The organism is Luteolibacter rhizosphaerae, assembly GCF_025950095.1.
GTDB classification, from domain to species: domain Bacteria; phylum Verrucomicrobiota; class Verrucomicrobiia; order Verrucomicrobiales; family Akkermansiaceae; genus Haloferula; species Haloferula rhizosphaerae.
Genome location: NZ_JAPDDR010000013.1, coordinates 27,888 through 53,511 on the forward strand (window position 1 = coordinate 27,888; position 25,624 = coordinate 53,511).

General features: G+C 62.8%; 25 protein-coding genes. 11 read left to right on the plus strand and 14 right to left on the minus strand.

Annotation, left to right across the window (positions count from 1 at the left end; translation table 11 throughout):
- Positions 1-111: 111 nt before the first annotated feature.
- Entirely contained in the window at positions 112-2,331 is a 2,220-nt protein-coding gene (locus OJ996_RS21365) for an FG-GAP repeat protein (RefSeq protein ID WP_264515721.1), read from the plus strand.
- Positions 2,332-2,391: 60 nt separating this feature from the next.
- On the opposite strand, the gene OJ996_RS21370 is transcribed toward OJ996_RS21365, so the two are convergent.
- On the minus strand, positions 2,392-2,967 hold the full coding sequence (locus OJ996_RS21370; RefSeq protein ID WP_264515722.1) for a 3-keto-disaccharide hydrolase: 576 nt from the start codon (positions 2,965-2,967) through the stop codon (positions 2,392-2,394).
- A 122-nt stretch (positions 2,968-3,089) separates the two neighbouring features.
- Here OJ996_RS21370 and OJ996_RS21375 point away from each other — a divergent pair, with 122 nt between their 5' ends.
- Complete coding sequence (locus OJ996_RS21375; protein WP_264515723.1) at positions 3,090-4,259, plus strand: serine hydrolase domain-containing protein; 1,170 nt, start codon at positions 3,090-3,092, stop codon at positions 4,257-4,259.
- 1 nt (position 4,260) lies between these two features.
- Positions 4,261-4,674, plus strand: coding sequence for a zinc-ribbon domain containing protein (locus OJ996_RS21380; RefSeq protein ID WP_264515724.1), 414 nt, complete (start codon positions 4,261-4,263; stop codon positions 4,672-4,674).
- A gap of 43 nt (positions 4,675-4,717) precedes the next feature.
- Here OJ996_RS21380 and OJ996_RS21385 read toward each other — a convergent pair whose 3' ends face one another.
- The 4 genes from OJ996_RS21385 to OJ996_RS21400 all read right to left on the minus strand — a co-directional run bounded on the left by OJ996_RS21385 (position 4,718) and on the right by OJ996_RS21400 (position 8,600).
- Positions 4,718-6,154, minus strand: coding sequence for a sulfatase family protein (locus OJ996_RS21385; protein ID WP_264515725.1), 1,437 nt, complete (start codon positions 6,152-6,154; stop codon positions 4,718-4,720).
- A 66-nt stretch (positions 6,155-6,220) separates the two neighbouring features.
- Positions 6,221-6,979: a hypothetical protein gene (locus OJ996_RS21390; protein ID WP_264515726.1), complete on the minus strand. Its 759-nt coding sequence runs from the start codon at positions 6,977-6,979 to the stop codon at positions 6,221-6,223.
- Positions 6,980-7,069: 90 nt separating this feature from the next.
- Positions 7,070-7,840, minus strand: a complete 771-nt coding sequence (locus OJ996_RS21395) for an SMI1/KNR4 family protein (protein WP_264515727.1) — start codon at positions 7,838-7,840, stop codon at positions 7,070-7,072.
- Positions 7,841-7,844: 4 nt separating this feature from the next.
- Positions 7,845-8,600 (minus strand): MBL fold metallo-hydrolase, encoded by a 756-nt coding sequence (locus OJ996_RS21400; RefSeq protein WP_264515728.1) that lies wholly within the window; start codon positions 8,598-8,600, stop codon positions 7,845-7,847.
- A gap of 141 nt (positions 8,601-8,741) precedes the next feature.
- Between OJ996_RS21400 and OJ996_RS21405 the strand changes: the two genes are divergently transcribed.
- The 6 genes from OJ996_RS21405 to OJ996_RS21430 all read left to right on the plus strand — a co-directional run bounded on the left by OJ996_RS21405 (position 8,742) and on the right by OJ996_RS21430 (position 14,924).
- Positions 8,742-11,243 (plus strand): AsmA-like C-terminal region-containing protein, encoded by a 2,502-nt coding sequence (locus OJ996_RS21405; protein ID WP_264515729.1) that lies wholly within the window; start codon positions 8,742-8,744, stop codon positions 11,241-11,243.
- A 145-nt stretch (positions 11,244-11,388) separates the two neighbouring features.
- Positions 11,389-11,865, plus strand: a complete 477-nt coding sequence (locus tag OJ996_RS21410) for an ElaB/YgaM/YqjD family protein (protein ID WP_264515730.1) — start codon at positions 11,389-11,391, stop codon at positions 11,863-11,865.
- A gap of 66 nt (positions 11,866-11,931) precedes the next feature.
- Complete coding sequence (locus OJ996_RS21415) at positions 11,932-12,324, plus strand: phage holin family protein (RefSeq protein ID WP_264515731.1); 393 nt, start codon at positions 11,932-11,934, stop codon at positions 12,322-12,324.
- Positions 12,288-12,659 (plus strand): hypothetical protein, encoded by a 372-nt coding sequence (locus OJ996_RS21420; protein ID WP_264515732.1) that lies wholly within the window; start codon positions 12,288-12,290, stop codon positions 12,657-12,659. The genes OJ996_RS21415 and OJ996_RS21420 overlap by 37 nt, the downstream gene beginning before the upstream one ends.
- A gap of 59 nt (positions 12,660-12,718) precedes the next feature.
- On the plus strand, positions 12,719-13,801 hold the full coding sequence (locus OJ996_RS21425; protein ID WP_264515733.1) for a type IV pilus twitching motility protein PilT: 1,083 nt from the start codon (positions 12,719-12,721) through the stop codon (positions 13,799-13,801).
- A gap of 13 nt (positions 13,802-13,814) precedes the next feature.
- Positions 13,815-14,924, plus strand: coding sequence for a type IV pilus twitching motility protein PilT (locus OJ996_RS21430; RefSeq protein ID WP_264515734.1), 1,110 nt, complete (start codon positions 13,815-13,817; stop codon positions 14,922-14,924).
- 176 nt (positions 14,925-15,100) lie between these two features.
- Here OJ996_RS21430 and OJ996_RS21435 read toward each other — a convergent pair whose 3' ends face one another.
- Positions 15,101-15,373 (minus strand): hypothetical protein, encoded by a 273-nt coding sequence (locus OJ996_RS21435; protein ID WP_264515735.1) that lies wholly within the window; start codon positions 15,371-15,373, stop codon positions 15,101-15,103.
- Between OJ996_RS21435 and OJ996_RS21440 the strand changes: the two genes are divergently transcribed.
- Positions 15,372-16,568 (plus strand): hypothetical protein, encoded by a 1,197-nt coding sequence (locus tag OJ996_RS21440; protein ID WP_264515736.1) that lies wholly within the window; start codon positions 15,372-15,374, stop codon positions 16,566-16,568. The two genes, OJ996_RS21435 and OJ996_RS21440, sit on opposite strands and share 2 nt — an antisense overlap.
- Here OJ996_RS21440 and OJ996_RS21445 read toward each other — a convergent pair.
- The 8 genes from OJ996_RS21445 to OJ996_RS21480 all read right to left on the minus strand — a co-directional run bounded on the left by OJ996_RS21445 (position 16,543) and on the right by OJ996_RS21480 (position 21,742).
- Positions 16,543-17,007: a rhodanese-like domain-containing protein gene (locus OJ996_RS21445; RefSeq protein ID WP_264515737.1), complete on the minus strand. Its 465-nt coding sequence runs from the start codon at positions 17,005-17,007 to the stop codon at positions 16,543-16,545. The genes OJ996_RS21440 and OJ996_RS21445 overlap by 26 nt on opposite strands.
- On the minus strand, positions 17,004-17,699 hold the full coding sequence (locus tag OJ996_RS21450; protein ID WP_264515738.1) for a DUF1573 domain-containing protein: 696 nt from the start codon (positions 17,697-17,699) through the stop codon (positions 17,004-17,006). Before OJ996_RS21450 ends, OJ996_RS21445 begins: the two co-directional genes overlap by 4 nt.
- Positions 17,700-17,771: 72 nt before the next feature.
- Positions 17,772-18,446: a DUF1573 domain-containing protein gene (locus tag OJ996_RS21455; protein ID WP_264515739.1), complete on the minus strand. Its 675-nt coding sequence runs from the start codon at positions 18,444-18,446 to the stop codon at positions 17,772-17,774.
- Between the two features lie 5 nt (positions 18,447-18,451).
- Positions 18,452-18,964: a hypothetical protein gene (locus tag OJ996_RS21460; protein ID WP_264515740.1), complete on the minus strand. Its 513-nt coding sequence runs from the start codon at positions 18,962-18,964 to the stop codon at positions 18,452-18,454.
- Positions 18,961-19,536 (minus strand): anti-sigma factor family protein, encoded by a 576-nt coding sequence (locus OJ996_RS21465; protein WP_264515741.1) that lies wholly within the window; start codon positions 19,534-19,536, stop codon positions 18,961-18,963. The genes OJ996_RS21460 and OJ996_RS21465 overlap by 4 nt, the downstream gene beginning before the upstream one ends.
- Positions 19,517-20,191: an RNA polymerase sigma factor gene (locus OJ996_RS21470; RefSeq protein WP_264515742.1), complete on the minus strand. Its 675-nt coding sequence runs from the start codon at positions 20,189-20,191 to the stop codon at positions 19,517-19,519. The genes OJ996_RS21465 and OJ996_RS21470 overlap by 20 nt, the downstream gene beginning before the upstream one ends.
- Positions 20,192-20,568: 377 nt before the next feature.
- The gene (locus OJ996_RS21475; RefSeq protein WP_264515743.1) at positions 20,569-21,015 is read right to left on the minus strand and encodes a hypothetical protein; all 447 of its coding nucleotides are present in this window, start codon (positions 21,013-21,015) and stop codon (positions 20,569-20,571) included.
- Between the two features lie 4 nt (positions 21,016-21,019).
- Positions 21,020-21,742, minus strand: coding sequence for a hypothetical protein (locus tag OJ996_RS21480; RefSeq protein WP_264515744.1), 723 nt, complete (start codon positions 21,740-21,742; stop codon positions 21,020-21,022).
- Between the two features lie 81 nt (positions 21,743-21,823).
- Between OJ996_RS21480 and OJ996_RS21485 the strand changes: the two genes are divergently transcribed.
- Positions 21,824-25,534 carry a phosphoribosylformylglycinamidine synthase gene (locus OJ996_RS21485; RefSeq protein ID WP_264515745.1) on the plus strand — a complete coding sequence of 1,237 codons (3,711 nt, stop codon included), beginning with the start codon at positions 21,824-21,826 and terminating at the stop codon, positions 25,532-25,534.
- Positions 25,535-25,624 lie beyond the last annotated feature (90 nt).

The following is a 25,624-nucleotide window of genomic DNA, read 5'->3' on the forward strand; positions in this document are numbered from 1 at the left end:
AAGAAGCACCGGGCCGGTGCGTCGAACTTGTGTCGAGCGGATTGTTCCGCCCGGCCTCCCCCGATCCGCGGGGAGCTCCTGTCGCCAAGCTCCAACATCTCCTGTACCCTTATGACTTCGAGGTCCCGTCTGCTCGCCATCACCCTTTGCCTCGGGGCTTCCCTCGCGGCATTCATCCCGGTGAAGCAGCGTCTCCACTCCCACCCGCAGAGATCCTCCGGTGATTCTCCGCGTGTCCACGATTCCACGATTCCCCATCAAACAAAGGCTCGAGGTGAAGGAATCTTGACGGAAAGCCAGCCCGATGGGCCCGCCTACGGGTTCCGCGAAGAGCAAGGCGGCCAGGCCTTCGCCGCGGAGAACTTCGCCTATCAGATGGATGTGAAGTGCCATCAGGATGGCATCACCATCACACCTTCCGGCGATCATGCCCTCGCTCCCGCATGGTCGTTCAGCTTGGCCAAGCCGCAGGCAGGTCAGTCGATGCTCACTGCCGAGAATGGCAGGGTGGCCTATCAGCACGGGCCTCATCAGGAGGAGTGGTTCGTCAATTCCACCAAGGGCGTTGAACATGGCATGACACTCGCCACAGCGATCTCCTCGCAGGATGAGCCGTTAATCATCGAGTTCGCCGTAGACTCCTCGCTGAAGGGCGAGCAAGCGGGAAGCAATCACTTGGTCTTCAGCAACGACGCCGGTGTGCCGACGCTGCGCTACGAGCAGCTCTTCGCCTTCGATGCGAAGGGGCGCGACATTCCCACCGCGCTGGCATGGAACGAGGATCGATCGACGATCTCGTGGCGCGTGGATCACCAGGGCTTCGAGTATCCGATCACCATTGATCCGATCATCGCCACCTTCTCGCAGACCTTGCTACCGCCGACCTTGTCGAACGGCAGCTTCGGCGACTCCATTGCGATCGTCGGCAACTTCATGGCAGTGGGATCACCCAGCTTGAGCCGGGTGTATCTCTACGAGAAAAACGCGGGGACTTGGGAAATCTTCAGCCGCAAGAACTTCCTCGTCTCCACCGCGAGCAACGGCGGCGCTTTTGGCACGAAGGTGCTGATGCCCGATCTCAACACGATCATAGTCTCGGATATCACCTATGACGCTCCTACTTCCTCGGGCGGCACGAATGATAATCAGGGAGCCATCTTCGTCTTCGGCCGGAACGTCGGCGGGGACAACAGTTGGGGTTTGATCAAGCAGTTCACGATCACCGATCCGCTCTTGCCGAACGGGAAACTGGCCGACCGTCTCGGAACCGTGATGGTGTGCAACGGGACCACGCTTGCAGCGAATGCCATTCCCGATGCGGGCTCCTACGATACCGCGATGAAGTCGATCTACCTCTTCGAGAAGGACCGCGGTGGCATCGATAACTGGGGCCAGGTGCCCAACGTGCGGGTTGAGAGCCTCGGCTTCGCCAGCGGCTTCACCTACGGGCATACCTTCGACTTGGAAGGCGACCTTTTGGTGGTGGGTTCCTCCGCGGAGAACTATCAAGCGAGCTCCAGTTCGCCGATCGTCCAGTTTCAGGGTGCAATCTACCTCTATGGCCGGAACCAAGGCGGCACGAACCAATGGGGACTGCTGCCCAATGGCAGGCGCTATGCGGCGGACGGCCTGTTCGGAGACCTCTTCGGGCGCTCCGTGTCGATCTCGGGCGATATCATCGCGGTCGGTGCGGATAGCGTGGATCTCTCCGCGTCCCAAGCGGATGCGGGAGCGGTTTACCGCCTTTCCCGCAATCAAGGCGGCACTGGTGCATGGGGCTTCCTTCCCGGACGGATCACGGCGGCGGATGCGGCGGCTGGGGACGGCTTCGGAGCCTTCGTCGAGCTTCTCGGGGATGTGCTCGCGGTGCGGGCATCCGGCGATGATGTAGCCGGCACGAACAACGCCGGCTCGGTCTACCTCTTCGAGCGGAATCTCGGCGGGCCTAACAACTTCGGTGCCGTGTCCGGTGGGAAGTTCTCGATCGATAACGTCTCGAACATCGTGAAGGTGAACAGCCCGGTCTTCCTCTCGCCGGGGCACCTCGCGTTCTCGACCAATCCCTCCACGGGGAACTCTTCGCTCAGCATCGTGAACCTGAGCGGCACCCTGGCACCGGCCACGCTGGGTCCGATCACCTTCAGCCCGCAAGGCGTGGTGAGCTTCACGCCCGTGGCCGCGGGCAACTATCAGCTGCGGACCAGCACCAACCTCAGCACCTGGTCCAATCAAGGCGCGGCACAGGTCGGCGCGGCGAATGCCAGTCTGACTTGGAACGCCGGAGCCCCGACCCCGGGGACCAAGCGATTCTACCGGGTGGAGAGCCCGTGAGAAAACAAGGGGGGTGGCCTGCGCTGTGCCTTCAGGGGCATGGCGCAGGCCCATTCCAGATTACAGCGAGTCCACGGTGAGGTTCTTGAACTCGATCTTCATCTTCACGCCGGGGTGGATCTGCAGGCCGATCGGGCCGGATTCCTTGGCGGTGTCGGAGACGTATTCGATGACCTGCTCGCCATTCAGGGAGACGGTGTAGGTCTTGCCCTTCGCCACGATCTTCATGTGGTTCCAGTCGTCCGCCTTCAGGAGTTCCTTCACCCCGGCGGCTTCCTGCGGGTAGCCGCGCTTCGAGCCGATGTAGGGCGAGGCGGTCAGGTCGCGCTTGAGCGAACGGGAGGTGCCGATCTGGATCTGCTCGTTCTCGTGGCGTAGGAAGATGCCGGAGTCCACGTCGCCGGAGAACTTGAAGTCGAGCTCGACCGTGAAGTCCTTGAAGCTCTTCTCCGACCACAGCACGGAGTTCTGCTTCTTGTCATCGCTCTCGCCCTTCAGCACACCCTCGGCCACGGTCCAGTAGTCGGCGCCCTGGACTTTCCAGCCTTCGAGTCCGGTCCCGTTGAAGACTTTCTCCGGTGCGGCGATGGCGATGGTCGGGAACAGCAGGGATGCGAGCAACAAGTGAGCTTTCATTGAGGGGACTACGCCTAGGTCATGAAACTCTTTCTTGAAAGATCGGGTTATAGACGGGCGGGGAAAAACTTGTCATCTTTGCCCCTTGTGCCCGGTCGCAGGGGCTTCCTAGGGTGGGATCGATGAAACCCTTTTCCCGGCTTGTCTTTGTCTCCGCGTTGTCCGGTTTTTCGGTCCTCCCGCTTGCCGCGCAAGATGCCAGGGCGAAGTCCGCCACGCTGGCGGTGGCAGCGATGGACAAAGCGATCGCGGACAAGGAGATCGCCGGGTCCGTGACCTTGGTTGCGGGCAAGGAGGGGGTGATCTTCTCCTCTACCAACGGGTTCTCCGATCTGGAGAAGAAGACCCCGATGGCGAAGGATGCGATGTTCTGGATCGCCTCCATGACGAAGCCCGTCACCGGCACGGCGGTGATGATGATGCAGGATGCCGGGAAGCTCTCCGTGGACGACCCGGTCTCGAAATACATTCCCGCCTTCAAGGATCTCAAGGACAAGGACGGCAAGCCGGTGACGGTTACGATCAAGCAGTGCCTGACCCACAGCTCCGGCCTCAGCGAGGTGTCCCCGGAGGAATCCGGCGATATCGCCAGCTTGGAAGCGCTCATGCCCTTGATCGTGGCGAAGCCCGTGATGTTCGAGCCCGGTAGCCAATGGCAATATTGCCAGACCAGCATCAACACCGCGGCGCGTGTGGTGGAGGTGGTGTCCGGCGAGTCCTTCCCGGAGTTCCTGGAGAAGCATCTCTTCGGCCCGCTGGGCATGAAGGACACGACCTTTTACCCCGATGAGAAGCAGGCCTCGCGGATCGCCACCTCTTACAAGCGGACGGATGCGGGCGAGTTGGAGAAGGCCGGGCTGATGTTCCTCGGCAACAAGCCGATCACCAGCAAGGAACGCTATCCGCGTGCAAACGGCGGGCTCTTCTCCACGGCGGAGGACTATGCTAAGTTCGCCCGCATGATCCTCAATGGCGGTGAGCTCGACGGAAAGCGCTACCTCTCCGAGACAGCGGTGAAGCAGATGACGACGGTCCAGAGCGGCGATTTGAAAACCGGCTTCACCCCGGGCAATGGCTGGGGTCTCGGTTGGTGCGTGGTGCGGGAGCCGCAGGGCGTCACCGCTGCCGTTTCCCCGGGCACCTTCGGTCATGGCGGAGCCTACGGCACGCAGGCGTGGATCGATCCGGTGAAGGGCCGCGCCTATGTGATGCTGGTGCAGCGCGCGAACTTCCCGAACTCCGATGGGTCCGAGGTTCGGAAGGCCTTCCAAGACGCCGCGGCCGGACTCTGAGATGAAACAGCGGCGTCAACGGAATCGGCTGCGTCCGAAGGGGGATGGAAAGCGTAAGAAGGAGCAGCCAGATCCAAAGGAGGAAGAAGCGCGGAAGGTATCAAAGCGAGCCAGAGAGCTTGGTCTCGCGCCGATCAACCGTGAGAAGCTGCATTCGCGCAGCGTTTTCGGGTCCTTCCTCCAGTCCACCTTCCACGGCTGCTTCTATCTGGACTACGAATTCACCTGTAAGGATTGCGGGAAGGTCGAGGTCTGGACCGGTCGCCAACAGAAGTGGTGGTATGAAGTGGCGCGCGGCGAGGTGGAGCAGACTGCGGTGCGTTGCCGCAGTTGCAGGCAGAAGGAGAAGCGCTGCAGGGACGAAGCGCGCCGGGTGCATCTCGAAGGCTTGGAGCGGAAGAAGCGGGGGAAGTGAGTGACTAGGGTGATGTGCTCCCTTTTGAACGAGTAAGGGTGCGCTATCTGGCTCTCACCTTCTCCAGCAGGCTCTTGAGCTCCGCGATCTTCTTCGCATTCTCCGGAGCGAGGTTCTTGCTCTCGCCGGGATCCTTCGAGAGATCGTAGAGCTGGCCGGGTTGCTTGTTCTTGCCGGGAACGAATTTCCAGTCGCCCGAGCGAATGGCGAGTTGGCCGGCGTGCTCGATGATGTGGTCGCGACCTTTGTCCGAATCGCCGGTGAGGGCACGAAGCATGTTCTCGCTATCGGGGAACTTCGAATCCTGCCCGGTAAGTACGGCGAAGCTCGTAGCAAAGTCGATCTGGCTCACCATCGCGGGGCTCTGCTTCCCGGGCCTTACACGGGCCGGCCAGCGCAGCAGGAAGGGCACGCGGGTGCCGCCTTCATGCATACTATACTTTCCCCCGCGCCAGGGGCCCGCCGGTTTGTGGCCGCCCAGCTTCGCCTCGGCTTCGTCCTTGTAGCCGTCGTCGATCACCGGGCCGTTGTCGCTGGAGAAGACCACGATCGTGTTCTCCGCCAGCTTGAGTTCATCGAGCAGGCGCAGCACTTCGCCGACCTGCCAGTCCGCCTGCACGATGGCATCGCCGCGCGAGCCCATGCTCGTCTTGCCGACGAAGCGAGGGTGGGGGACCCGTGGCACGTGGATATCGTGCAGCGCGAAGTAGAGGAAGAAAGGCTGCTCCTTCGATTCGCGGATGAAGCGCAGCGCCTGCGCGGTGAAGTGGTCCGCCATGTCCTCGTCCTTCCACAGCGCCTTGCTGCCGCCCTTCATGAAGCCGATGCGGCCGATGCCGTTCACGATCGCCATGTTGTGGCCGTGGCTCCAGTCGAGCTTCAGCGTGGAGCGGTCCGTGGTGCCGGTGGGCAGACCGGGGAAGGGCTGCTTGTAGGAAACCTCGATCGGGTCGGCGGGATCCAGATTCACCACCTTGCCATCCTCCACATACACGCAGGGCACGCGGTCGCCCGTGGCGGCCATGATGTGGGAGAAGTCGAAGCCGACCTCATTCGGCGAGGGTTTGATCGGCTGATTCCAGTTCACGCCCTCCTTGCCGCCGAGGCCCAGGTGCCACTTGCCCACCACCCCGGTGCGGTAGCCCGCTTTCTGCAGCATGCCTTGCAGCGTTGGTTGGGCTGGATCGATGATCAGTGCCGCATCTCCCGGCAAGATGCCGGTGCCCTGTTGGCGCCAGGCATACTTCCCCGTGAGCATGGAAAAGCGCGAGGGCGTGCAGGTGGCCGAGGTGGCGTAGCCCGCGCTGAAATTGATTCCTTCCTTCGCCAAGCGGTCGATGCCCGGCGTCTGCACGGCGCTGGCACCGTTGCAGGAGATGTCACCGTAGCCTAGGTCATCGGCATAGATCAGGACGATGTTCGGCCTTTCCGCGGCAATCAGGGCGAAAGGAAGAAGAGCCAGCAGGCCGATGGATTTCATGGCGCAAGAATACGGAAATCCGCCATGAAACCATCATAAAAACCCGTTTGGGTAGGACCTTTCGGCCTATTGGCGGATCTCGATGAGGGCGTTGCCGAACTCCGGGTCCTCAAGTTTCCCGCCTCCGCAGCAGGTGAAGCCCTCGGGAAAGCCGGGAGAGTTCACCTCCAGGCCTTCCCCGACAAGGCCGCCAAGCGCTTGGAACTCGATGAAGCGGTCGCAGAGCCCGATCGCCGCGCTCCTCCACTCCGGTTTCACGCCGCGGATGCTGATGTCCGGCCGGCCGAATTTCCGCATGCCGCGGGTATGCACCCACTCGCTGCCCTCGCCCTCCGGAGAAGTCAGGATCACGCACTGGCTGCGCAGCGCGGGCTCCACCGGCTCGAAGGCCTTGCGCCACCATTCCTCCGGCGTCCACCAGCGGAACATCTGGGGATCGTAAACGCAGATGCCACCCTGATCGACCATCCAACTCGCGATGCCCACGGCGTCCCGGAGATAGTAGAGTTCCCTCTGATCACCCAGCTCGCCGCGCAGCACGGTGCAGGAGGTCTGCGCAGCGATGTTTGCGGCGAAGGCTGAGTCGCGGATCTTCAGATCTTCCCATGCCTGGCCCTTGCGGAAGGATTCCACCTCGGCGGCATACTCCGGGGAATCATATTGGATGATCTCCAGTTCCTCCGACATCCCCTGCACGCGGTACTTCGCCGCAGGCAGGGTGGTGGAGAGATCGACATTTCCGTACACGACGAAGCACAGGAAGGAGGATCCTCCCCCGGCTTGATAACGCGGACGCTTCCACAAAGAGGCTCCGTTGGGCGACATGAAGCGCCTTGTTAGCCAGTTATGGGTTCGTGGAAAAGCTCCAATCGCGCGTGGTGTTCGCCCGCAAGCTGTTCGGAGGAGCAGAGCCGTCTAGGCTGGCAAGTCCTTTGAACGAAGGCCACCGCGCTTCTCCACTTCCACCGCACGCGCGGGGTTGTAGTCGGTCCAATCCCGGATCGTCCTACCATCCGGCTCAAGCTTGTTGATGTCCCATCCTTGCGAGATCAGGTGATCGAGCACGGACCAACTGCCGTTCATGGCCGCGCAGCGCATCACCATGCCGGGCGGCAGGCCGTCCTCCAGGCATCCCTTTACCAGCACGAGATTGTCGTGCTTCGCGGCCTCTTGGCAGATCTTCCCGCGATGTTCTTCGAAGCCGTGCCATGCCTTCATCTCGGTGAGCGACGCGGTCTTGCACTTGATCACAAACTCCGACTCGGCCGGTTCGACCTCGATCCCCGCCAGAAACTCGTCCAGCGAATCGCAGATCTTCCGCAAGGGACCGCCTTCGTGATCCCAGTAGTAGATCGCGTGATCCTTCACACCGATCACCCAGAAGTCGCCGCCCCAAGTGCTCGCCAGCGGTAGATGCTTGCGGAAGTCGAAGTATTCGACTAACTCGCAGAGATGGAGAATGTCGTCGTCGTGGTCCTCTTCGATCCGGCAGAAGGCCCGCACGTCCGGTGACTTGTTCCCGGTTTTGAAGCTCGCGAGTCCTTCGAAGTCGCCGCCGTTGACCTCCAGCAGTAATCCCCGCAGGGAGGGTGGCAGCTTGAGCTTGAGCTGTTCTTCGAGAGCCTTCAGGTCCTCCTCATCGAGATCGGGACCGCTGTCTTCAAGATGCTCGAGGGGGTATCGCATGAATTCACTCCCACCAGCCGCAGGTGTTATCCTGACCGGCGCAACACACTTCCACCTCCATAAAGGCGGCGCGCACGGCGGCTGCCGCTTTCACCGGGCAGTTGCAATCGCGGCTGAGATGGCCGAGCACCACGCGGCGCAGTCCGGCCGGAATCAGTTCCGCCACCAGTGCCGCGGTCTGGGCATTCGAAAGATGACCGTGGCGGGAAGAGATGCGCTGCTTGGTCGACCAAGGGCGCTTCATGTCGGCCTCTAACAGCTCGTCATCGTAGTTCGCCTCCACGAAGAGCGCGTTCACCCCGCGCAGGCGATCGAGGATCAGCTTGGTCACGTGCCCGGTATCGCTCAGCAGGCCGAAGGACTTGTCCTCATGACGGAACGTGAAGCCTACCGGCTCCACCGCATCGTGCGGCACGGCGAAGGACTGGATCTCCAGCCCGTTCATGCGGAAGCCCGCGCCGGACTCGAAGATCTTCCACGACCCGCCGACCCCGCCGTCGCGCACCACCATCGAGGTGGCGGGCGTGGCATAGATCGGTACCGCGAGTTGCTTCATCATCACGCGCAGGCCCTTGATGTGATCGCCGTGTTCGTGGGTCAGCAACACCGCATTCAGCGTCGCCGGATTGATCCCGCTGGCCATCATGCGAGTCACGAGTTGCTTGGCCGAGAGTCCTGCATCCACGAGCAGCCGGATGCCGCCGGCCTCCACGACCGCCGCATTCCCTCCGCTGCCGCTGCCTAGGACGATGAACCGCACGGGCCGACACTGCCGCGCTGCGGCGAAAATCCAAATCCCAAACTATAATTTCCAAGAAATGCCCAAGGCTGCGGCCCGAGCCCCACGCGGGTGCATTTTTTGAATCTTGGAATTTAGGGTTTGGGGTTCCAAGTTCCCCCCGTGCGGCACCTCCGTATCATCCACAAGCTCCGCACGCTGTTGGCGCTGCTGGTGTTTGCGGCGCTGCTGGCGGCGGGGGGCGGCCTGTGGTGGGCGAATCAGACCGGCCTGCCGGAGACCTGGCGGGCCCAGATCGAGAACGGCTTGGCCGCGCAGGGCTTGCACGCGGATATCGGCCGCCTGCGCTATTGGCCGCTGCAGGGGATCGAAGCGGACGAGGTGATCGTCTACGCGGATGCCAGCCGCGAGCGCGTGATCGCGAAGGCGCACGAGGTGGTGGTGGATGTGGATCGCACCAAGTTGGCCCGCGGCGATGTGCGCGTGGAACGGCTCGACCTCCGCGGTGGCTCGCTGACCCTACCCGTGGACCCGGACGATCCGAAGTCCAAGGTGCTGGAGGTGAAGAACGCCAGCGGCCGTGTGCTCATGCCCGGCGGGCGTCGCTTGGAGGTGAAGAACGCCCGCGGTGAGGTGAGCGGTGTCGCGCTGGAGTTCGAGGCCCTGGTGCTCGGCTACAAGAAGCGGCTCACGGAAAAGCCGGAGGATCTGGAGGCGCAGCTTTACCGGCGGCGCCTGCTTTCGCGGGTTATCGAGCTGCTTGAGCCCTGGGCCTTTGAGGAGGGCAAGCCGCCAGTCATCCGCATGCGCGTGGAGGGCGATCTGGATGACCCGAAGACGGTGCGTGCGGACCTGCACCTGACCAGCGGGGCGATGAACCATGGCAACCTTTCGATCAACAGCATCGAGGCCCGCGGCGAGATGCGCGGTCGTCTCCTGGTGCTGGAATCCCTGACGATCAAGGACGGTGGCGGCGACCTGAAAGGTCGCATGGAGTTCGATCTGGCGACCCGCAGCGGCCGCTTCGAGATGCGCTCGAATCTCGATCTGCCGCCGATCCTGCAAGAGCTGGATGCGGAAGGCCTGCTGCGCGACGTGAGCTTCGAGTCCCGGCCGGAGCTGACCGCCCGCGGCAAGCTGGAATGGCCGGAAGACGCGAAGCCGAGCTTCCACATCATGGGCCATCTGAAGGCGGATAACGTCCGCTTCGCCAAGCACACGGCCAGCCGCTTGGAGAGCGATGTCTCGTGGGATGGCAAGAACCTCTTCCTCGACAATCTGGAAGCGACTCGGCCGGACGGCTCGATGAAGGCGCGGGTCCTGGTGCAGGCCGATCAGGTGCGCTACGAGGCCTCCACCGATCTGAAGCCGACGGTGTGGCGCAGCTTCTTCGACAGCGTGCCGCTGGGTAAAGTTCTCCACGATTTCAGCGAGAGCAAACAGACCAAGGTGGCCGCTCGGGTCGAGGGTCGCTTCGGTCGCGGGAATCCCCACGACTGGTCGGCATGGGGTGAAGCGAGTGCCACTCACATGGCCTATCGCGGCACGCCCTTCAACCGGGCCAAGGTGAAGATGAAGCTCGACCACGAGTTCTTGGATTTCACCGAGGGCACGGTGGAGTTCGATTACTCGGACTACTCCCTGCGCAAGGCCCACGGCGGTCCCATGACGGGGGAGGCGAAGGTGGACCGGGTGCGCTACAATCGCGTGCCCTCGACTCTGACGCTGGAAGGGATCAGAGGGAGCTTCTGGCCTGCCCCGGTGCTGCGGATGTTCCTGCCGTCCGTGGCGGATCATCTGGAGGAGTACGGCTTCCATCGTACTCCGGAGCTGAGTGCCGCGGGCACCATCGGGCTCTTCAGCGGCATTCCGAAGACGGACTTCCGGATCAAGGGGGTGACACCCGGCTTGGTCTCCTATCGCTTCGCGGGTACGGATCTGCTGCTCAACGGGCTGGATACCGTGGTGCGCGTGAAGCCGGACCGCACCGAGGTGCGGGATCTCTCCTTCGATCTCTTCGATGGCAAGATGCGCGGGCAGTTCGACATCATCCCGGACGATCGCGGCAAGCAGGTGAAGGGTGACATCGACTGGACCCGCCTGAGCCTGCCGGAGCTCTCGAAGGCCTGCGGCTTTGAAAAGGCCGCGAAGGGCTATGTGACCGGCCGCATGGACTTCGATCACAAGGGCCGGGACGCCGCGGGCCTGAACGGCGAAGGACACATCGCCTTGGAAGAGGGTGAACTCTTCTCCGTGCCGATCTTCGGGCCGCTCTCGCCGCTGCTCAGTGCGGTGCTCGATCGCAAGACGGGTTTCCAGCAGGCAACCGAGGCCTTTTGTAGTTTCAAGGTGACCGAAGGCGTGCTGAGCACCCGCGATTTCTACACGGATACCTCCTCGCTGGTTTTCACCGGCGATGGCACCGCGAACCTCAACCGCAAGACGATGGACATGACCATCCGCATGAACGCGCGCGGATTGCTGGGTGTCATCACGCTGCCGCTCAAGCCCTTCTACGGGCTTTTCCAGTTCCGCGGTACCGGCCCCCTGAAGGAGCCGAAGTGGGACAATGTGATGTTCACCTCGCCGCCGGAAGAGGCGGAGGAGAAGCTGCTGGAAGCGCCGAAGGCGAGACCGGCACGCGGCCCGGTGAACCGGCGCTAGGAAAGAGCCCCGGCCTTTCCGGAACACGAATGGTTTCAGGATTCTGTAGCGGCACATCCCTCCTTGCGCGGCCAATCGATCCGTGCGAGCATTTTGAGCAGGAGCGACAAGTGGCTCCGTCCTTCATTTCCAACCATTCCAAGTCATGTCCGACACTTTCGCCAGCAACGCCGGTTCCCTCGATCCCGAAGCCGGTTTCTCCAATGGTCCGTCCGTCGGCCAAGCCGCCAATGACCTCCGCACCGCCGCGGGAGAGAAGGTCAAGGATGTGGCCGGCCAAGCCAGCGAGCAGGCCCGGGCCCTGAAGGAGCGCGCGGTGGAATCCGTGCAGCACTTCAAGGAAGTGGCCACCGAAAAGGCCTCCCATCTGAAGGAAGTGGCGAGCGAGAAGGCCCAGGCCTTCAAGAGCGCTGCGACCGAAAAGGCTTCCCACCTCAAGGAAGTGGCGGGCGATCGCGCCAAGCAGTTCCGCAGCGCCGCCGACGAGCAGTGGCGTGAAACCCGCGAGAAGGCGAAGGAGATTCACATCACCACCGAGGACTACATCCGCCAGCATCCTACGCGTTGCGTGGTCGGCGCTTTGGGCCTCGGATTCGTGATCGGCCTGCTTGCCCGCCGCTAAGAGCGGCTACCCCGAATCGCCCGTGAAACGCAGTCCGCGCGGCCGCGTTCACGGGCATTTGATACCATGACCCAAGGCCCTGAACCGGAAATGCCCGAGCACTCGTCCTGGCGGGAATCCGCGGTGGAATTCGTTTCCGCGCGGGTGGAGTTGTTGTCCTTGGAGGCCAAGGAGGCCGGAAAGCTTGCCGCGATCAAGGTCGCGCTGATCGTCTTCGCCATCTGCTGCCTGCTGGTGGCGTGGCTGGTCGCGGTGGCGGGCTTGATCGGCTGGATTGCTTCCGGCACCGGCTCGTGGTATTTCGTCGCCCTCGGTGCTGCCGGCTTCCACGTGCTGCTTGCCGTGGTGGCAGTCCTGATTCTGCGCCGTCCGGCCCCGCCGGCATTCCCGCATTCCAAGGCTGAACTTCTAAAAGACCGCGAATGGCTTCTTCACAAGAACGAGATCTCGAAGCGCTGATCTCCCGGATCGCCCGCTCCCGCGGGGAGGTGGCGCGGGACATCGCGCACCTGCGCCGCCGGCTCGATGTGAAGTCCCGCGTGAAGGAGTCCGTCCTGTCCAAGCCGCTGGCTTGGCTGGGTGGCTCGCTCGGGGCTGGATTCCTGACCAGCATGGTGCTGAAGAGGCGCCGGCTTCGCCCGGCGAAAACCGAGGAGGTGGTGAAGAAAAGCCTGTGGACGGTTTTGCTCGGCGGCTTGTTCACTTTGGCCCGTCCGGCCCTACAGTCATGGGCCTTGCGCGAGTTTCAGTCACGCTTCGCACAGCCTAGGTACTCACAGGATAAACACCCCTGAGACAAAGTCGCAATTCGCACTTCCCAACCCGAAATCTTCCCGCTCTAAAGCACGCCCACATGTCCGAGCACCGCGTACTCGACCACGTTGACGAATATCTCAGACTCGGCCGCGAGTATGAATGTTCCGACATCCATTTGCCGACGGCTTATCCCCCGGCATGGCGTCGTCATGGCCAACTTTCGCCCATCTGGAACGATCATCCTCCGCTCACGGCCGAGGATACGGAACGGCTCGCCCGCTCCTTTCTTAGTGAACGCGAATGGACCCGTCTTCAGGAGAATGGCGACGTTGACTTCGCTTATTCAAATGGCGACGGCCGCTATCGCGCCTCGGTGGTGAAGCAGCGTCTCGGCTACGACATGGTTTTCCGGATCATCACCGGGGTGATCCGCTCGATGGAAGAGATCAATCTTCCGGTGGAGCACTTGACCCCGCTGACCCGTTATCACAACGGGCTGATCCTGGTGACGGGAGCCGTGGGTTCCGGCAAGTCCACCACGCTGGCCGCGCTCGTCGATTTCATCAATGCGGACCGTGAGGACCACATCCTCACGCTGGAAGACCCCATCGAGTATGTCTTCGAATCGAAGGGCTGCCAGGTCAACCAGCGCGAGGTCCACACGCACACCGAGTCCTTCGCGAAGGCCCTGCGCGGCGCCCTGCGGGAAGACCCGGACGTGATCATGGTCGGTGAAATGCGCGACCTTGAGACCATCTCGCTGGCGCTCACCGCCGCGGAAACCGGTCACTTGGTGCTCGGCACCCTCCACACCGGCAATGCCCCGCGAACCCTGGACCGCGTGCTCGACGTGTTCCCGGTCGATCAGCGCGAGCAGATCCGCATCATGGTCTCCGAATCGCTGCGCGGTGTCTTGTCCCAGCAGCTCGTACCGCGTGCGGACGGGCAGGGCCGGGTGATGGCGCTGGAGCTTCTGGTGAATACCGCCGCTGTCTCGGCCACCATCCGCGATGGCAAGACCTTCATGCTGCCCGGCATCATGCAGACCGGTAAGAACGTCGGCATGATCACCATGGATGAGTCGCTGCGCCGCCTCTACATCAAGGGTTTGATCACGCAGGAAGAAGCGCTCTTCCGCAGCGAGGATAAGAACCAGATGCGCAATTTCTTCACTTCCTGACCCTTTCGATCCCATGGCCGTCATCGACGCTTATTTCCAGTACCTCGTCGCGAACAAGGGGTCGGACCTCCACCTTTCGGAAGGTCAGCCGCCGAAGATCCGCAAGCACGGCTCCGTGGTAGCCATCCCCGACCAGCCTGTCCTGCAAGGGGAGAGCTTCAAGGCGATGCTCGCGGAGATCTGTGATCCGAAAGCTTTCGAGAAATACCTTGAAGGCGGTGATCTCGACTTCGCCTACTCGATGGACGAGGAGTCGCGCTTCCGCTGCAACTACCTCAAGCAAAACCACGGCCTCGGCGCGGTATTCCGCTTGATCCCGACCGAGATCATGTCCTTGGAATCCCTGGGCGTGCCGGAGGTCGTGAAGCAGTTCGGGCACATCCGCTCCGGTCTGGTGCTGGTCACCGGTCCGACCGGTTCGGGCAAGTCCACCACGCTGGCGGCGCTCCTCGACTACATCAATACGAACTACAACCGGCACATCATCACGATCGAGGAGCCGATCGAGTTCGTGCACCGCAACAAGCGCTCGATCATCACCCAGCGCGAGGTGCCGATCCAGACGCCTTCCTTCTCCGATGGCCTGCGCGCCGCCCTGCGTGAAGACGCGGATATCGTGCTGGTGGGTGAGATGCGCGACCTTGAAACCATCTCGCTCGCCCTGACGGCGGCGGAAACCGGCCTGCTGGTGTTCGGTACCCTGCACACCAACAACGCCCGTAAGACGGTCGACCGTATCATCGACGTGTTCCCCGCCGACCAGCAGTCGCAGGTGCGCACCATGCTCGCGGCCTCGCTCCGCGGCGTGCTCGCCCAGCTTCTCTGCAAGCGCAGCGACAAGCCGGGCCGCGTGGCCGTGCACGAGATCATGTTCGCGACGCCTGCCGTCTCGGCCATTATCCGTGAAGGCGCCACCCAGAAGCTCTACGACGTCATTACGGGCGGTAAGGGCGAGGGCATGCAGTTCATGGACGAGTCGATCTGGAACCAGCTCCAAGCCGGCAAGATCTCTCCGGAAGAAGCCTACATGAAGGCGATCGACAAGACGCGCTTCAAGAAGTTCCTGCCGGACCGCTCGTCGCATCTGGGCGATGCTTCCGGCGAGAGCCCGATGGAGCATTGATCGTCTGCCTCAAGGATTTGTAAGGAAGGCCGCCGGGAGATTCCGGCGGCCTTTTTCGTGGTGGTGGGAAGACATGGCTTGTCCCGCCGCACCGTTGACGCCTCCGGATCGATCCGGTAGCTTCCCCGTGTTCAAACTCCCACCCCCTGGTTGATGGCGACGGATACGCTCACTTTTCACTGCCCGCACTGCAACATCCGGCTCACGGTGCCGGCGAAATTCGCGGGGGTGAAGGGGCCGTGCCCGAGCTGCCGGATGAGCATCACCGCGCCGGTTCCTGACGAGGGCCCGTCGCCCTTCGAAGCCTCCGCACCAGCCGCCGTCACCCCGCCCTTGCCCTCCGCCGGGGTTCCGGCCGAGCCCGAGGCGGCCACGGTTTCCCCTGGTCCCGAGCTGCCGCTACCGCCGCCACACGCTCCGGTGGTGGAGGAAGAAAAGGCTCCTGCCATGCCGGATTACCCGGTGCCGGTTCCCGTCGCCAAGACGCCGGAACCACCCTTGGAGGAAGCGGGGGAGGAAACAGCCGCTGCGGACGGCAGCAAGATCCGGCCCGAGCCCCGGCTGATGAAGGAGCGTGCCGTAGCCGGTCCGATTCAAGCTCGCCACAGCACGAACGACGAGCACATGAAGCGGCTGGAGCCGATCCAGACGGTGCGTCGCCGCGGTTCCACGCGCTTGATGCAGGCCTTGGTCCCCGCGGTCTTTTGCGCGGCAGCCACCACGGTCAGCTACCTGCTCTTGTATTTCTATCTGCCGAGCGGTCCCGGCAAACGTCTGAAGGAGGCCACTGCGCCCCTGGTGGTCCCGCCACCGCCTACGCCGGAGATCGTCATGGCTCCGGTATCTCCAGCTCAGGCGGACACCCCGCCACCAGCACCCGCACCTGCTCCGGTCCAGCCCGCCGAAATGCCTGCGAGCCCGGAGGCCGTGCAAGCACCTGCTCCCGCCCCTGCGCCTTCCGCTCCGGCGGACGACGGCTTGTCCCCGGCGATGATCGCGAACGAGCTGCTTGAGGCTTTCCTGCGCGCGAAGGATGCGCGAACGCGCTATGGCATGGTGGAGCCGGAGGCGGCTAGCATCTCTGAACTGGAAGCGATGCCGCTGATGAACGGTCCTCTCTGGGAGGTAGAGCGGATCTCCACGGAGCTGCCCCAGCATCATCCGGACGAGCAGGTGACCGACTACCCCTACCGGGTCACCTTCTTCATCCCGAACCGGAAGAGCGTGGATTTCTCGATGCTGGTGCGGCAGCGTGGCACCCAGGCGCCGAAGGTTTTCCTGCCGGCATTCCTCGATCTCGCGGGCGGCCGCCTGCACTCCTTCACCCGGGAACCGAATGCCCTCGACCCGGGAACCTTCCATGCCGTGATCGAGCCGGTACCCGGCTGTCATGAAGCAGGGATTCCGAATCCCGATCGCAAGTTCACGCTGCGCTTGCTTCCGAGCTCGATCGGCAAGGAGACCTCGCGGGCTTATGTCTCCACCGGCTCCCGCTTCAAGAAGATGGTGGAGGATCCCGCTTCCTCCCTGCGCTGGGGCGTGAGGATCCGCGCCACGGTGACCATCCAGTGGAATCTCAGGGAGGATCCGGAGAAGCCCTACCTCGAGTTGATCGACATCAACTCGCTGGGGTGGGGGCCTTGATCATTCCCGCGGCCTTGAGCGCTTCCACGCCGCCGTAGAGGGCCTTCGCCTCCAGTGGCAGCCCGTAGACCTTGATCTGCCGGACCACTTCCTTGCTGAGATTGCAGTTCAGCCCGTCGCAATACACCACCGCGCGTTGGGCGCCCGCTAGCTTGTCGAAGACGGCGGCGAGCTGTTCGTCGAAGCTGACCTGACCCATGGTGGTGATGTGGATGGAGCCGGGAAGCCCGTCCTTTTTCCATGCTTCCTCGGAGCGGGCGTCGATCCAGAGGGCGTCCGGCCATTCGGCTGTCACGGTGGCGAGGCAAATCTCCTCCTCGCTCATTTTGGCAGGATCGCAGGCGATGGCCCGATCCGGCGGTCCGGCGATCTTCCACGTGGCGAGCGCGCCTGCGGAAGCGAGGATCACCACCAATGCCAGCTCCGTGACGACTTTCATGGTTTGGCGGCGGTGGCGGTTGCCGGGGCCTTGCGCACCACCATGAAGACCCGCTGGGAGCGGTGCCGCTGGAGCTTGCAGTCGGTCTCGATGTGGATCACTCCCATTGCCACCTCGGCGGTCTTGGCCGGAGTCACGACGATCTCGTATTTCTTGCCTTCCTCGATCGTCTTCAGCTCCTGCGTGAAGCGGCTGTCGGCACCGGAAATCTTGACCACCTTGATCGGCTCGCTGTGCTTCATCGTCAGGGTCACGCTCTTCGGTTTGGCGTCTTCCCCGACATTCCAGAAGAGGGTCTTGGGCTCCATCTCGACCAGCACCGGGATGTGGATGCGGGTATTGAGGACGATGGAGGGCTCGTCCTTCGGATCGCCCTTCAGCCGGATGGCCACCGCCTTGTCCACCGTGCCGGCCAAGGCGCTGAGCTCGAACTCAGAGCGGATGATTCCGCTTTCGCCGGGTTTGTAGATCAGCTTGCCGGAAGGGCTGATGGAGGCGCTCAGGCAGGAGCAGCCGGAGGTGTATTCCACGATCTCCACATCCTCCGAGGACTCGTTCTTGAAGGGAAACTCGGTGACCGCCTTGGCCTCGTCGGCCGTGATGTTCAACTCGCGCAGCTTGGTTTCGAACTTCAGTTCCGCCGCGGCGAGGGGCGCACAGAGAGCGAGGGCGGCGAGAAGTATCGAGCGCATGGACGCAAGTAATGCCGCAGCATGGGCGCTTGTGCAAGTGCCGCAAAGGGGCGGGTGACCGTGGAATCCCGCTCAGGGCTTCTTCACCTTGCCCTTCACCACCGCGAAGATTCCGTGCGAGCGGTGGCGCTGGTAGGTGCAGTCGGTATCCAGATGCAACACGCCGTTGCGATGGCCATCGGTTGAAACCGGGGTGATCGTGATCTCGTATTTCCGGCCTTTTTCGATCTCCTTCCACTCGTGTTTGAAGGAACCGTCCGCACCGGTCAGCGAAGTCACGTGGATCGGCATCGTGGCAGGATTCATGGTCACGGTCACCTTTTTCGGCTCCGGAGCGTCGCCGATCTCCCAGATCACGGCCTTGGGCTCGACGGTGACGAGATCGGGAATCTTCGCCTTCATCTTCAGCAGCTGGGAGGGCTGGAGACTGTCGCCCTTCAGCCAGACGCCAATGGTCTTATCCACCACGCCGGTAAGCGCCTTCGTGTCCATGGTCGCGCGGATCGTGCCTTCACCGCCGGGGGCGATGACCAGTCCGCCCTTGATGGCGCTGGAGATGCAGGGGCAGTCGCTCTGGGCGCGATCGATGACGACCGTCTCGCTGCCGGTGTTCTTGAAGCTGAAGTCCACGAAGGTGGAGGTGGCTTCAAAGGGGACATCCACTTCCTTCGCGGTTTTGTCGAAGGTGAGGGGACCTGCCGCGAGCGGGCTGGCCGCGACGAGGAGCAAAGCGAGGAATTTTCCCATGGATCTCAAGGTTTGCCGGATTTCTCCGGGGACAGTTCCACGGCCAGGATGAGTCGTCCACCTTTCCAATCGGGACCGAGCACGAGCAGCGGCTTGCCGAAGGTCATCGCGGCGTCGGTCTTGAGGATCTTCTTCCGGCTTAGCCAGAGTTCCAGGTCCAGGCGCATCGTGTCCTTGTCCAGATTGCTCTGGGGCTCGAAGCGCAGCATCACCTCGTTGCTCGGCTCGAAGGGCTCGGACCAGTTCTGGTAGATCCGGTAGAGCATCCGCTGGTCGCGGGCCAGCTCCAGGTATTTTGAGAATTTGAGCTTCTGTTCGCCGCTCAGGCGGGCGGCGATTTCGGCCGGAACTTCTTTCGCCCGGGGGCCGACCGCTGAAGCATCACCATTGGTGCCGAGGTAGACGGTGACTTTCACCGAGCCGATGACTTCCTTCTCGGGATCGGCCTCCTCCCCGGCACTGCGGGCAAAGCCGAAGCAGGCCGGGATCAGCAGGGCGAGCAGCAGACGGCGGTTCATCGGGGCTCGATATCGATATCGGCCGTGGCGGCCGGACCTCGATCGGTGGAAGCGGTTTCCGGCAGCTCGAAGGTATCCGGGATGGCGGCCACGCCATCGAGGACGATCACCTCGGCATCCGCGGAGCTGGACGCAAAGTATTCGGCATTCACACCCTTCTCCGGGGTATAGAGCACCGGCGGTGCTTCGACCGTCACCGGAGCGGGGGCGGAAGGAACCAATCGGGTGCCAGCCCAGAAGCAGAGCGCCATGCCGGCTACCGCGGTAGCTGGTAGCAGCCAGCGGAAGAAATTGCGTTCGCGGGCAGGGGCGGGAGCGGCAGGGGCTGCTGCAGCCGCCTCGCGGGCGATTTCCCGGGAGATCCGGGAATTGAAGAAATCGGCATAGGGCGGCTCCTCGGCCGACGGCATGTTGGCACGGCGGAAGAGGGCCTTCAACTGGCGCGCGTCCTCCCGGCGGGCCAACCACTCGGGCTGGGTCGCGGCCCACGCTTCGACCCCGGCGGCCGACGCGCTATCGAGCTCGTCTTCCACCCAGAGGGCCAGCAGTTCTTCATCGGGCATCGTATTCATCCTGCAGGAGGGATTGGAGTTTCTGACGGGCGTAGAAAAGACGGCTCATCACCGTGCCGATCGAGCAGCTCATCACGTCGGCGATCTCCTTATACGCCAAACCTTGGACGTCTTTCAAGATCACGGCTTCGCGGTGTTCAGGGGAGAGTTTGGAGAGGGCGGATTCGATTTTCGCGCGGAGTTCGTCTCCGGCCAGGGCTTCGTCCGGGCTGCGGGACTCGGCCGGGGTGGCCACCGCGGCGGGGTCGATCCGGTCGCGGTTCAAAAGCTCGTCGTTGATTTCGTCGCCACCCTCGGGGCGGCGGCGGCGGGTGAAGTCGTAGACGCAGTTGTGGGCGATCCGGTAGAGCCAGGTGGTAAAACGGGCCTTGGCCTCGAAACGAGGCAGGGCCTGCCACGCCTTGATGAAGGCCTCTTGCGAGAGGTCCCAGGCGTCGGTGTCGTTTTTGACCATGTTGCGGATCATAGCGTAGATTCTTCCCCGGTGACGGGTGACCAGTTCGTCGTAGGCTTTCAGGTCGCCCGCTTTTGCGCGGAGGACCAGTGCCTCGTCGTCCGGGCCGGCTTCGGGCTCCTCCGGCATCCCGGAAGCCGCCCCGCCGGACCCTGCTGGGCCCATCACGGGATTCGACGCGAGGCGCTGGAAAATATTCATCGTACTCGGAAAACCTTGCGCGCGGGGACGGAGGAAGAATCGCCGCCGGTAAAGGAAACCGGGCGGATGCGCCGGAAGATGAGCACCTGTTTGAATGCTGGCAACTTCATTCAAGCCTGCCCACCCCGTTGCGGGGGGCTGAAATCTTTCGTTTCCGCCCCGAAATGGAACTTTCGGCTACCTCCACGATTGCGTACTTGGAGCCGGGGCAAAATCGGCCATGATGACCCCCGTAAGCCTGACCGGTCCCCCCGCCGAAACGGTTTGGAATTCCCCCCGAACAGACCCGCCCATCCCCCCGAAGGCGGACGACCCAAAAGGGAAAACCCGCTGCCTTCGTTCCCCCAACGGCGATAGCGGGTTTTTCTTGTACCGGGTTAGGCGGGTGAATTGGTCTCGGTAGTAACAGCGGCCGTTCTCCGGCTGAGCAGATAGACGACAGGGAGAAGGAGGGCTTGGAGAGTTCCCAAGAAAGAAACGACTCTCCCATACTTGCTCGAACATTCCTCGAAAACCGCGTGACTGAAGTCGTGCCCGATTCCGACCGGGAGATTGAACGAGAACACCGCTGACAGAGCCCCAATGAGAACAAACCAACGGGGGATCTGCATTTCGCGAAGGAGCAGAACCAGCATGACCACCGAGACCGGAATGCTGACTGCGGAACCTGCCAGCAAGCGCACCAAAAGGGTGGCGTGTCCGCGGGGATCGTAGGGGATCTTGAAGCTGTCGAAGTAGCGAATCGAGCCGGATATCGAGAGAGCGACAATTGCCGAGCCGAGAATGATGGCAGTGGCGCAGAGGCTGATTTGTAGACCCTTCATTGCTTCAATTTTGATAGCCCCTGAAAAACCAAGCCTGCCCGTCGGAATCTCTCACTGCGAAGGTGATCCAAGTCTTGGTGCTCGTTTTGGTGCTGTCGCTTTTCTTGATGAAGCATTTCACTCCTTGAGCACCGGGTGGTTCGGCGAGCAAGGCCGAACCGGATGAGGAAAAAACCGGGTCGCGCGCGATCCTTTCCTTCAGGGAGAATGGCTTGGTTTCCTCAAGCTCCCAACGGGTCCGGATCCTTTCTGCGCCTTGCTGGTCGATCTTGAAGGTGACGAGCCAGCGGGTCGCGAGAAAGGAATTGAAGCCGCTGGCTTTGATTTCCGAAGCCCCGTCGTTGTCGCCGTTCCCGACCAGCTTGAGGTAGCGTTGCCGGGGAGTTGCCGAGTAGAGACCTGCGCCTGCAAGCGCGAGCGAGATTGCCGAGGCGACACCTAGAATGGTTTTGGATCCAAGCCAAAGGGGCCAGCGCCCGCGACGGGAGAGGGATGTAACGATCGCTCTGAGGATCAGGACCGGGAAAATCGCTGCTGGTACAAGGCAGGCCGAGAGGATCAGCGGCCACCAGAGGCCAATTTTCAGGAGGTCTCCGGTCGTCATCGAAGTGACGGTGTGAACAGCCAAGCCCGGGTAAATGAGCAGGGCGCCAAGGACGAACGCGTTCGGTGGGGAGGGCTTCAAAATGAAAAGGTTGCGGCGGCCGGACGGTTTCCGTCGGGACATGGCGGGATTCAGGGGACACGCGGCTTGCTCTCGCGGGGGTGGTGACTAGCATCCAGCGCCTCCGCAGCTTTCCGCCGCCCCATGAACCGCATTTTCGTCGAAAAGAAGCCCGAATTCAACGCCGAGGCCCGGCATCTCCTGCACGATCTGAAGGAGTCGCTGGGGCTGGAGGGACTGAAGGGAGTGCGGGTGATCCAGCGCTACGACGTCGACGGGCTGTCCGGGGAAGAATTCTCGCAGGCGGTGGGCCTGATCCTTTCCGAGCCGCAGGTGGATATCACTTCGGCGGACCTGGCTTTGGCCGGGGATGAAAACGCCTTCGCAGTGGAGTACCTGCCGGGGCAATTCGACCAGCGGGCAGATTCCGCGGCGCAGTGTGTGCAGATCCTGACGGGGAAGGAGCGGCCGCTCGTTTCCTCCGCCAAGGTGATGGTGCTGAAGGGCGGACTTTCCGCCGACGAGGTGGCGAAGGTGAAGGGCTACGTGATCAATGCGGTGGATTCCCACGAGGCCCGCATGGACCTGCCGGAGACCCTGCAGCCGAAGATCGGTGTGCCTGCGGACGTGGCAGTGCTGGCAGGCTTCACGGGCAAGCCCGCCGCCGATCTCGCCGCGCTGCGCAAGGAGTTGGGCCTAGCGATGTCCGATGCCGATCTGGTCTTCTGCCAGAACTATTTCCGTGACGAGGAGAAGCGCGACCCGAGCATCACGGAGATCCGGATGCTGGACACCTACTGGTCCGACCACTGCCGCCACACGACCTTCCTCACGAAGATCGACGAGGTGAACTTCGAGCCTGGCGCGGAGCCGGTGAAGGCGGCATGGGAAAGCTACTTGGCCACGCGCCAGAAACTCGGCCGCGAGGACAAGCCGGTTACGCTGATGGACATCGCGCTGATCGGCATGCGCGAGCTGAAGGCCAGCGGCGAGCTGGATAACCTGGAAGTTTCCGAGGAAGTGAATGCCGCGTCGATCGTGGTGCCGGTGAGCATCAGCGGCCGCCCGGAGGAGGAGTGGCTGGTGATGTTCAAGAACGAGACGCACAACCACCCGACGGAGATCGAGCCCTTCGGTGGCGCGGCGACCTGCCTGGGCGGCTGCATCCGCGATCCGCTTTCCGGGCGCTCTTATGTTTACCAAGCCATGCGCGTGACTGGCGCGGGTAATCCTCTCACGCCCTTTGCCGAGACACTGCCGGGCAAGCTGCCGCAGAAGAAGATCTGCCAGATCGCGGCGCACGGCTACTCCTCCTATGGCAACCAGATCGGTCTTGCGACCGGTCAGGTCTCGGAGGTCTATCACCCCGGCTATGTGGCAAAGCGGATGGAGATCGGCGCGGTGGTCGCGGCGGCTCCGCGTTCGCAGGTTTTCCGCGGTACCCCGGCAGCGGGGGATGTGATCCTTCTCACCGGCGGCCGCACCGGTCGCGATGGCGTGGGCGGAGCGACGGGCTCCTCCAAGGAGCACACGGATACCGCGCTGGAAAACTCCGCGGAAGTGCAGAAGGGCGATGCCCCGACCGAGCGCAAGATCCAGCGCCTCTTCCGTAACCCGGAGCTGACGAAGAAGATCAAGATCTGCAATGACTTCGGGGCCGGCGGCGTTTCGGTGGCGATCGGTGAGATCGCGCCCTCGCTGGAGATCGACCTCGATGCCGTGCCGAAGAAGTACGAAGGTCTCGATGGCACCGAGCTCGCGATCTCCGAATCGCAGGAGCGCATGGCCGTGTGCATCGATCCCGCGGATGCGGCCTACTTCATCGCCGAGTGCGACAAGGAGAACTTGGAGTGCGTGAAGGTGGCGGATGTCACCGATACCGGCCGCCTGCGGATGAAGTGGCGCGGCAAGGTGATCGTGGATCTCAGCCGCGCCTTCCTCGATACGAACGGCGTGCAGCAGCTTGCCAAGGTGAGCGTGGGCGCGCCCCAGGATCTCTTCCAATCCGCGATCGTGAATCCGCAGTCGGCGACGGCGCTGCTGTCCGAGCTGAACTACTGCTCGCAGAAAGGGCTGGGCGAACGCTTCGACTCCTCCGTGGGTGCGGGCACGGTGCTGTGGCCCTTCGGTGGCAAGCACCAGCTCACGCCGCCGGATGCGATGGTGGCGAAGCTGCCTTTGTTAGAAGGTGATACCGATGTGTGCACCTACATGAGCTGGGGCTTCAATCCACAGATCTCCTCTTGGTCGCCCTTCCACGGTGCAGTCTATGCAGTCACGGAATCCGTGTGCAAGGTGGTGGCCGCGGGCGGTCGCCTGAGCGATATCCGTCTCACGCTGCAGGAGTATTTCCCGAAGCTCGGCGGCGATGCCGCGCGCTGGGGTCTGCCCTTCGCCGCGCTGCTCGGTGCCTATCATGCCCAGCACGGCCTGCGCCTCGCTGCGATCGGTGGCAAGGACTCGATGTCCGGCTCCTTCAATGATCTCGATGTCCCGCCGACCTTGGTATCCTTTGCGCTGGCCCCGGGCCTCGCGAGCCGCGCGCTCTCGCCGGAGTTCAAGCAGGCGGGCAACACGCTCTCGCTGGTGGAAGTTTCCCGCGACGACAACAACCTGCCCGACTACGAGCGCCTGAAGGAAGTGGCGGAGCAGCTCCACCAGCTGAATGCGGAGGGCAAGCTGGTTTCCGTGAAGGCCTTGGGTGCCGGCGGCCTGATGCACGGCGTCGCCACCAGCGCTTTCGGCAATGGCATCGGCGCGAAGATCTCTTCGGATCTGAATGCGTATGCAGAGCGTTACTTCGGCTTCCTGATCGAGCACACGGCGGAGCTGCCGGAAGCCTTGGGTGCGGAGAAGATCGGCGAGACGATCGCCGCGTCGCGGCTTGAGTTCCCGGCGGAATCGCACAACCTCGCCGAGCTACAGGCCGCATGGCTGGGCACCTTGGAGCCAATCTATCCGACCAAGGAAGACACCAAGGTGGCCGAGACGCCGCATCTGACTTTGGCCGCTTCCTTCGCAAACACCATGCACCGCGGTGCGGCGACGAAGCACTCTAAGCCGAAGGTTCTGATCCCGGCCTTTCCCGGCACGAACAGCGAATACGACTCCGCTAAGGCCTTCAACGAAGCGGGAGGAGAGTCGGAGATCCAAGTCTTCCGCAATCTAACAGCCCGCCACATCGAAGAGTCGTTGGAAGCCTTCGCCGCTCAGATCCGCAAGTCGCAGATCCTGATGTTCCCAGGTGGTTTCAGCGCGGGCGACGAGCCGGACGGCTCGGCCAAGTTCATTGCCACGGTGATCCGCAATCCGCGCGTGGCGGATGCGATCATGGATCTGATCAAGAACCGCGACGGCCTGGTGCTGGGTGTCTGCAATGGCTTCCAAGCGCTGATCAAGACGGGCTTGGTGCCCTACGGCGAAATCCGCGATCCGCAGGCGGAGGCGCCCACGCTCACCTTCAACGACATCGGCCGCCACGTCTCCTGTTACGTCACTACCCGCATTGCCAGCACGCTTTCGCCGTGGCTTGCAGGAATGGAAACGGGCGAGCTGCACAGCGTTCCGGTCTCGCACGGCGAAGGCAAGTTCCTCGCCAGCCCGGGCGTGATCGCCGAGTTGGCGGCAAAGGGCCAGATCGCCACACAGTATGTGGATACCGAGGGTGTTTACTCGATGGAGATCGACACCAATCCGAACGGCTCGCTTTTTGCGATCGAAGGCATTACCAGCCCCTGCGGCCGGGTCTTCGGCAAGATGGCTCACACGGAGCGGAGCGGCAGCTTGGTCGGCAAGAACATCCCGGGCGAGAAGCGCCAGCCGATCTTCGCGGCCGGCGTGAAGTGGTTCGCATGATGCGTAGGGAGACATACGTGAAAACCCTGCGCGCGATTGCGTGATAGCAAGTGTCCCAAAAACGGACATGCTCTCCCACGTAAGCGACGC